This window comes from Desulfolutivibrio sp. (assembly GCF_036584575.1).
GTDB lineage: Bacteria > Desulfobacterota > Desulfovibrionia > Desulfovibrionales > Desulfovibrionaceae > Desulfolutivibrio.
The window spans coordinates 1-8,277 of the sequence record NZ_JAZHDB010000012.1 but is presented as its reverse complement, the minus strand read 5'-3'; the positions used below and the strand labels follow the sequence as shown (position 1 = coordinate 8,277).

The window sequence follows — 8,277 nt, the reverse complement described above, 5'->3', positions numbered from 1 at the left end:
CCTCGACGACAGCCTGATCGAGGCCGCAAGCGACCTGGGCGGCTCCAAAATCAGCATCTGGCGGGAGATCATCCTGCCCCACTGCAAGCCGGGCATCACCTCCGGGGCCATCGTGGTCTTTATGCTGTCCCTCGGCAACTACCTCACCCCCAACCTCATGGGCGGCAAGAACTCCCTGTGGTTCACGGAGCAGATCTACAACCAGTTCATCGCCAGCTTCAACTGGAACCAGGGCGCGGCCTTCGGCTTCCTGCTTCTGCTTTTAAGCTCCCTCATCATCTGGGCAGGCCTGAAGATAAGCCGCCAGAAACTTGGGGAGGTGGCCTCATGATCCGCTCACTCCCCAATTCCAAGGCCTACACCTGGTCCTTTAACGTCTTCGTGATCCTCTATTTCGTTTTTCTTTTCGCGCCGCTCCTGGTCACCTGCGTGCTGGCCTTCAACGACTCCAACTTCCCGTCCCTGCCCTGGAACGGCGGCACCCTGGACTGGTTTTTCTCTCCCGGGCCAAAGCGCGTGGGCATTTTCCACGATGCCCAAAACCTGCGCTCCATCATGGTCAGCTTCGAGACCGCGGTCATCGTCTCCGTCCTGTGCGTCGTGGTCGGGACCTGCACCGCCTTCGCCTTCGAACAGGAAAAATTTCCATTCAAAAATGTCCTCTATTTTCTCATGCTGGCCCCCCTGGTCATCCCCGGCGTCATCCTGGGCATCTCCCAGCTCCTCGGGGCCACCACCGCCGGAATGTTCGTGGAAAAATACCTCGGCGTCGACGTGCCCTTTTTCCGGCCCAGTTTCTGGCTGGTGGTCCTGGGGCAGTTCTCGTTCATCACCACCTTCGTGGCCCTGGTGGTCTCGGCCCGCTTGCGCAAATTCGACCGTTCCCTGGAAGAGGCCGCCCTGAACCTCGGGGCCACCCGCTTCGAGGTCATCCGGCTCATCACTCTGCGCTACCTGCGGCCCTCCATCGTCGGAGCCGGGGCCGTGGCCTTCCTCATGAGCTTTGAGAACTTCAACACCACCCTGTTTTTGGTCGGCTCCCAGCCCACCCTGCCCATCAACCTTTACCTCCAGGTCCGCGACGGCAGCACCCCGGTCATAAACGCCATCTCGTTTCTGCTCATCGTCGGCACCTCCGGCCTGGCCCTGGTCAACCTCTACCTCAATCGCAAGGAATCCTGATCCGTGTTCTTCCACCACATTCCCGACGCAAAGGCCATCGGCGCACACCGGGGGGTACGCTCCCTGGCCCCGGAAAACACCCTCCCGGCCATCGAAAAAGCCCTGCACTGCGGGGCGCATTTTCTGGAAATCGACGTGCGCTTGACCGCTGACGGCCATCTGGTCGTCTTCCACGACGACACCCCGGCCCGCACCACCAACATCGCCGCCTCCCCCCTGGCCGCGCGCGCCACGCATCATGTCGACACCTTCACCCTGACTGAACTGCAAAGCCTCGACGCCGGTTCCTGGTTCGCCGCAACTGATCCCCATGGAACCATCCGTTCCGGTGAAATCCCGCCCGAGGCGGTCGACGCCTTTGCCGGGACCGTCATCCCCACCCTGCGCCAGGTGCTCGATTTCTGCCGCGACCACGCCTTCCCCATAAACGTGGAGATCAAGGATCACGCCGGGCGTACCGGCGATTCCGCCATCACCGCCGCCGTTCTGGAACTCGTTGCCGATACCGAAACCCGGGACCTGGCGCTTCTCTCCTCCTTCAACCATCGCTACCTCACCCAGGCCGCCGTCTTCGATCCGGATATCCCCCGGGCCGCCCTGATCGAAACCGCACACCCCGGAAATATCCTGGATTACCTCATGTTCCTCGATGTGGCCGCCTGCCATCCCGATCACCACATCACCCCCCCCGACCTGGCCCGGGCGCTCCTGGACGACGGCCTGCGCGTCAACCTCTGGACCATCAACGACCCGGATGTCGCCCGTGCCTACCCCCCCGGGGCAGGCATCATCACCGACCTGCCCCAGCGGTTTGTCTCACCCCGGGGCTGACGCCCCGAACCCCGATAGTACGGCAATCGGGGCTGCCGCCCCGAACCCCGCCCGGGGGGACATTGTCCCCCCGGACCCCCCGTTCCCGGGCGTATGGCCGACGGCGTACGCCGTCGGCCATACGCCCGGAAAGGCGGGGTGGGACGGCCGGAAAGGCGGAGTGGGGCGACCTTTGGAGCGGGAGAAGGGCAGGCGCAGACGTGCGGACGTGACGGTTGCGCAAAAAAAGCCGCCCCCCGGAAGGAGGGCGGCGCGGCGTCTGCGGGGAGACGACGGAAGGACTATTGGCCGAGCAGAAGCAGCCCGGACGCAGGGACGTCGCCGGAGTTGAGCTTCCCCGTCTGCTGGCACTGGGAGGTCTGGCATTGGGCCAGACTCACCCCGGCGGCAAGCTGGGCCGGGGTCACGGCCGTGGGGTCCACGGGCTTGCAGTAGTTGAGCTGGGCCGAGGCCACAAAAGTCGGCGTCACGCTGGTGTCGTTTTTCGAGACCGTCTCCGAGGCGCAGGCGTACTTGCCGTTGGCCGCCATGCAGGAAATCTGGGTGGAATAGGTTCCGGCGGTGTTGACCACGCACCGGTTGGTCGCGGCGTTGTAGGACCACTTTTGATGGGCCGTGTCATACGGCTTCTGACCGGCCTGGCCGGGGCAGAGGGTCACCTTCACGGAGGAGCCCCACGTGTTGCATTGCAGCGTTCCCACGCCGTCGTCGAACATCCACGTATACACCTCGTTGCCCGTGGCCTTGAGCGTCTTGACGTAGTTCATGTACGGCACACCCTTGCCCTGGGCCACCTTGGACGTGGCGTACACGCCTTCCGTGCCGTCAGGGCCCACGGCGCACTGCGGCCCGCCGCAGCCCGGGGTGAGGCATTTCTTGGCGTAGGCGTCCCAGCCCGCATAGGGCATAAGTGAGCAGCCGTAGTAGTCGGCCACGTTGGGGGTGGGGCTTGCCGTGTTCGCCGGGGTGGTGGACAGGGCCACGTTGCAGCCGCCGCCCAGTCCCGGCCCGAAAAGCGCCCGCCAGTTGTTAAACGCGATACAGGCCGTGGAATAGCTCGTCCAGCCCGTGTTCTGGTTGGCGAGCCGCAGGTTGATCCCCGAGGCCACGGACGGGCAGTTGTAGTCCGACGAGATGGTTGTCGAATTTTCCGTGGGACAACTGGCCAGGTCCGCGATGAGATCGCGGCCCGGGTAGGTGCAGCCGTAGGTCTGCCAGCCGGTGGGACTGGTGGGGTTGTTGGGATCGAAAATCGAGATGCTCATGGGGATGCTGTAGGCGGTGACCGCGCTGGTGTCGAAATAGTCAGGAGTTTCCAACCTCTCCGTCTTCGTGGGATCGGAGGGATTGTATGTGCAGAGGTTTTGCTGGGCGGTGCCCCAGTATGTGCACCCGGATGTGAATTCGAAAAGCGTATCCATGCCGTTACTGGTCCTGCCCGGGTCCGAACCGATGAGGCAGTTCATGGGCAGGCCGGTGTTGCCGCTGTCGAACTGGGTGCAGCCGAAGACGAATTTCAAATTGCCGCTGGCCGCCCCGGCGTCGGGCAGGCAGAAGTATTCCGTGGCCCCGGAGGCCACGGTGTAGGACTGGGTCACGCCGCTGACCACGCGGGCCAGGACATAGGTGTTCGGGTCGACCAGCCCTTGGACGAACTGCTTGGTGTCGCCCGCCCCGGAGGTGGTGTAGGACTTGCTCAGAAGCCCCCGCGACAGAGGGTCGTCCGGGGTCGTCATGAGAACCTGCGCGGCATCCGCGCAATTGTTGATGACCTGGACGCGCTGGGTATAGTTGAAGGTCTGGTTGGTGTTGGGACCCCACTGGGCGCTGTTATCGGTTGTGAAGGACTGGCATTGTTGCGCAAACGACGCCGCAGGGAAAATGAGGGCCGCAAAAAGAACCGACAGGACGCGCCCAAGGCGCCTTGTTGTGAAAGTCATGTCTTTCTCCAGATCATTCTGAAATGCTTGGAAATAATAAAAATGTCTGAGCGACGCCGTCGCTGGATCCCGGCAGGCCGGGCAGCTTTGTTCCGGCTGCATCACGGCCGTTGGCCATGCGGCCTAAGCGATGTGACGAGGGCGCAACGTGGCCGGATGAAGGCAAGCCATCCCTGACGGGATATGACATACACTTCATTATTACTGACCACATTGTCTGTTGCCTGTCAACGCGATAGGCGTAGCAGACGGAAATGGGCGGGCGCCGGGGGAAAGGCCAGGGCGCAAGGCGGAAGGGCGGATGATGAGGCGGCCCCGGTCGCGCCGCGCCACCCGGCGGCGCGGCGCGACCGGAAGGAAGGCGGCGGGGCCTACTGGTCGTTGCTGATCTGGACCATGAGGAAGCTGTCCGGGTCGGACGTTCTGTCAAACTCCATGAGCACCGTTCCCAGTCGATCCTGCAGGGAGAAGCCGTACGCCGTGACCATATCCTGGATGCTGGCGGCGTAGGCGTTGTAGTTCCACGGCTGTCCCGGTTGCGCCTTCTGGAACAGTACGCCCCTGCCTGCCGGGGTGTCCGCCGGGTCGATGACGGCGCCGTCCGGCATCGTTCCGCCCCACCATTTCGTGCTGGGGAGGTCGCGGATGAGGCTGCCGTTGAAGCCGACGACGCTTCCCGGGAACCCGAAATTGAGCCCGGCCAACAGGTCGCCGACCACCCATCCGAAAAAGTCGTTGGTGATCGAGGCGGTTGTCCCGCGTTGCGGGTTCCCCTGGGGATCGACATAGGACCAGCCGTACCCCGGGTCGCAGCCGTAAATGCCGTTGGTGGCGTTTAAGGCCTCAAAGGTGATGGTGACGGCGCTCCGGTCGCCGACGCCGTGGCCCGCGATCCCGCCGCATTTGGCGTTGGCCGTGCCGGAGCCCTTTTGCGCGGTCATGGTCACATAGCCCTTGGCGTCGAATACGGCGATGTAGTCGTAGCTTTGCGACGTCAGCCGCTCGGGCGGCGAGATGTTTCCGGCTTGGGATCCGGCGAAGCAGCCTGCGATGCGCACGCTGCCGTGGGGAAGGATCTTTTGCAGATAGTCGGACCAGTCGTGGTACAAGGGGTTCGCGTTGTGGGCGTCGTGGTAGGCCATCGGAGGCAGAACCCGGGCGAAATCCGGCGCGGGCGGCAGGGACTGGGCCGAGGGAACGACATTGGCCCCCGGCGGGGTCGCCGCGTTCGCGGCCGCCGTGGCCAGCGTCTTCGTGTTGACGAGGGTCGCCAGAGGGCTGTTTCTGACGTGGGTGGAATTCACGGCCATCAGGATGAACCCCAACGCCAGGCAATCGATGTACGACAGGTTCACATGCACGCCGTAATCGTCGAAGGTCGGCTCAAAGTACTGGTAGCGGATGCGGTAGTTGGGGTCCGACGGATTGGCGGAGGCTGGCTGGTAGCCGTTGCCGAGGTTTTTCAAGGGAGAGCCGATGCTGATGTAGACGCGGCCGGATATGAAATGCTCAATGAACACCGAGGGCATGTTTGCCGGGGCGCCCCTGCCCACGGGAACGGGGCTTACGATGTCGGACAGGCGGTAGGGGGTGTCCAGGGACAGGGGGGCCATCCTTTGCAGGGATTTTTCATAGTAGTGGCCGCGAATCCCCTGTCCTCCACCTCCCAGAAAGTGGACATAGACGTTTTCCAGCCCAAACCCTCCGAGTGGACCGAAGACGAGGGGAGCCCCGCTGTCTGTCGCATCATGTGGTTGTGAGGAATTTTGGTGCGCCATGATGTCATCCTCCGGGTGGCCTGTGCAGCCATGGTGAGAGATTGGAGGGCGCGACCGCGCCCAAAAAGCGCGGCCGGAGAACCCTGGCCTTCCGCCTCCGTCGTCCGTGCCCCGCCGCCTGTTCTGTTGGCGGGCGTTGCTGCCGGGGGTGTTGACGGGAGGGCGTCGGGTCAGGACAGTTATATTTATTAACTGATCAAAGTAGCCATATTTGTCAACAGCATTTTGAGTAAATATCGTATAACATATTTATGCCGCCAGGGTGGAGACCGGCGTCATGGGCAGGCAGAATGGGGGGGCGGGTGGCAGGGAGGGAACCCGGGCACGCCGGACGGATCAGAGTGCGTCTGCGGCGGCCTGGGCCGAGGCGAAGGCCCAGTGCAGGTTCAGGCCGCCCAGGCGGCCGGTGACGTCCAGGGTCTCGCCGATGAAAAAAAGTCCGGGCACGGCCAGGGCCTGCATGGTTTTGGAGGAGACGTGGGTGGTGTCCACGCCGCCGAGGGTCACCTCGGCCTTGGCGTAGCCCTCGGTCCCGGCAGGGGTGAAGGTGAAGGCGTGCAGGGCGTCGAGGAAAGCCAGCAGCCGTTTGCGGGGCAGGGCGGCCACGGGGCCGGACAGGCCCTCGCGCTGGCACAGGGCCGTCGCCAGCCGGGAAGGCAGGACACGGGCCAGGGCGTTTTTGATGTCCTGGCGGGGCGAGTCGCCCGGCAGCCTGGCCAGGTCGCACCCGGGGGCGAGGTCGATGGACAGGGCGTCTCCCGGCCGCCAGTGCAGGGAGGCGTCGAGCACGGCCGGGCCGGAGAGGCCCTTGTGGGTGAAGAGCATGTCGCCGTGGACCTCCCGGGAGGCGGGCGAAACGGAGATGCCCACGGGCAGGGCGGTTCCGGACAGGCCATGGCAGAAGGGGGCGAGCTCGGGCGGGGCCAGAAGCGGCACCAGGCCCGGCCGGGTCGCAACCACGGGGATGTCGAAGCGACGGGCGATGCGGTATCCCAGATCCGATGCGCCCAGGCGCGGCCAGGACAGCCCCCCCGTGGCCACCACCAGGTGGTGGGCGGTATGCGGGCCGGAAGGCGTGGCCACGGTGAACCGTCCGGACGGTGCGCCGTCGTCCTGGCGAACGTCGAGGATCGGGGTCTGGGCAAGGATTTCGGCCCCGGCGGCCCTGGCCTTGTCCACCAGGAACTCCGCAACGGCCTGGGCCCCCTGGCGGCAGAATATCCTGCCGTGGTCCTCTTCGGCGGTGTCCAGGCCTGCGGCCTGGACGATGTCCAGGAGATCGGCCGGGGTGAAGCGGGCCAGGGCGGATTTGACGAAATGGGGGTTTTGTCCCAGGTAGTCGGAAGGCGCGACGTGGGCGTTGGTCAGGTTGCAACGGCCGCCGCCGCTGATGCGGACCTTCTGGGCCGGTTTTTTGGCATGGTCCAGGACAAGGGCGGACAGCCCCTTGGCGGCGCACCGGGCGGCGCACCACAGGCCCGAGGCCCCGGCCCCGAGAATGATCACGTCATGGCGGCTCATGCCCGGTGTTGTGCCGTTTTCGGGAGCGGGACGCAACCGTCAGGACAAAGGAGCGGGATATGCGGTTCACGTTTGCGGGACCGGGTCGCATTGTGTTCGGCCCAGGCGTCGTTTCGGAGTTGCCGGGGATCGTGGCCGGATTCGGGGAGCGGGTCTTGCTGGTGACCGGCGGGCATCCCGGGCGGGTGCAGGCTGTCGTGGACGGCCTTGACGCGGCGGGGCTTTGCGTGACGGCCTACGCCGTGACCGGCGAGCCCACGGTGGCCATGGCCGAGGCCGGAGCCCGGCTGGCCCGGGCCGAAGGATGCCAGGCGGTGGTGTCGGTTGGCGGCGGCAGCGTCATGGATGCGGGCAAGGCCGTGGCGGCGCTGACGGCCAATCCCGGCGATCCCTATGATTTTCTGGAGGTGGTGGGCCGGGGGCTGCCCCTGAGGCATGCGCCCCTGCCGCATGTGGCCGTGCCCACCACGGCCGGGACCGGGGCCGAGGCCACGGCCAACGCCGTGCTGCTGTCGCCGGAGCACCAGGTGAAGGTGAGCCTGCGCTCACCGGGGATGCTGCCCGACGTGGCCCTGGTGGACCCGGAACGGACCTACGGGTTGCCCCCGGAGGTCACGGCGGCCACGGGGCTTGACGCCCTGACCCAGCTTTTGGAGGCCTTCGTGTCGGGACACAAAAATCCCATGACCGACGCCCTGTGTCGCCAGGGGCTTCATTGCGCCGCGCGGTCCCTGGAACGGGCCTTTCAAAACGGCTCGGACGCGGCGGCCCGGGAGGACATGTCCCTGGCGGCGCTTTTAAGCGGCCTGGCCCTGGCCAACGCCAAGCTCGGGGCTGTGCATGGCCTGGCCGCACCCCTTGGCGGGGAATTCCCCGCGCCGCACGGCTTTGTGTGCGCCCGGCTTTTGCCCCTGGTCATGGCGGCCAACGTGCGGGCGCTTGGCGCGCGCGATCCGGATTCAGCGGCGCTTGGGGCCTTTGCCGAGGCCGGGCGCATCCTGACGGGCGGCTCCGCAGGTACGGAC

The 8,277-nt window shown here is 65.4% G+C and carries 7 protein-coding genes; 4 read left to right on the top strand and 3 right to left on the bottom strand.

Annotated features, from left to right (window positions below):
* The 3 genes from V3572_RS00990 to V3572_RS00980 all read left to right on the top strand — a co-directional run.
* On the top strand, positions 1-331 hold a 331-nt coding region (locus tag V3572_RS00990), incomplete at its 5' end, for an ABC transporter permease (protein ID WP_332109106.1).
* Positions 328-1,182, top strand: a complete 855-nt coding sequence (locus V3572_RS00985; RefSeq protein WP_332109105.1) for an ABC transporter permease — start codon at positions 328-330, stop codon at positions 1,180-1,182. The genes V3572_RS00990 and V3572_RS00985, both read left to right, overlap by 4 nt.
* 3 nt (positions 1,183-1,185) lie before the next feature.
* Entirely contained in the window at positions 1,186-2,013 is an 828-nt protein-coding gene (locus V3572_RS00980) for a glycerophosphodiester phosphodiesterase (protein WP_332109104.1), read from the top strand.
* A gap of 281 nt (positions 2,014-2,294) precedes the next feature.
* Here the strand turns inward: V3572_RS00980 and V3572_RS00975 are convergent, their stop codons facing one another.
* The 3 genes from V3572_RS00975 to V3572_RS00965 all read right to left on the bottom strand — a co-directional run bounded on the left by V3572_RS00975 (position 2,295) and on the right by V3572_RS00965 (position 7,252).
* Positions 2,295-3,953 (bottom strand): hypothetical protein, encoded by a 1,659-nt coding sequence (locus V3572_RS00975; protein ID WP_332109103.1) that lies wholly within the window; start codon positions 3,951-3,953, stop codon positions 2,295-2,297.
* 371 nt (positions 3,954-4,324) lie between these two features.
* Positions 4,325-5,731 (bottom strand): beta-1,3-glucanase family protein, encoded by a 1,407-nt coding sequence (locus tag V3572_RS00970; RefSeq protein WP_332109102.1) that lies wholly within the window; start codon positions 5,729-5,731, stop codon positions 4,325-4,327.
* Between the two features lie 336 nt (positions 5,732-6,067).
* Complete coding sequence (locus tag V3572_RS00965) at positions 6,068-7,252, bottom strand: NAD(P)/FAD-dependent oxidoreductase (RefSeq protein WP_332109101.1); 1,185 nt, start codon at positions 7,250-7,252, stop codon at positions 6,068-6,070.
* Positions 7,253-7,311: 59 nt separating this feature from the next.
* Between V3572_RS00965 and V3572_RS00960 the strand changes: the two genes are divergently transcribed.
* A partial coding sequence (locus V3572_RS00960) for an iron-containing alcohol dehydrogenase (RefSeq protein ID WP_332109099.1) occupies positions 7,312-8,277 on the top strand: 966 nt, incomplete at its 3' end.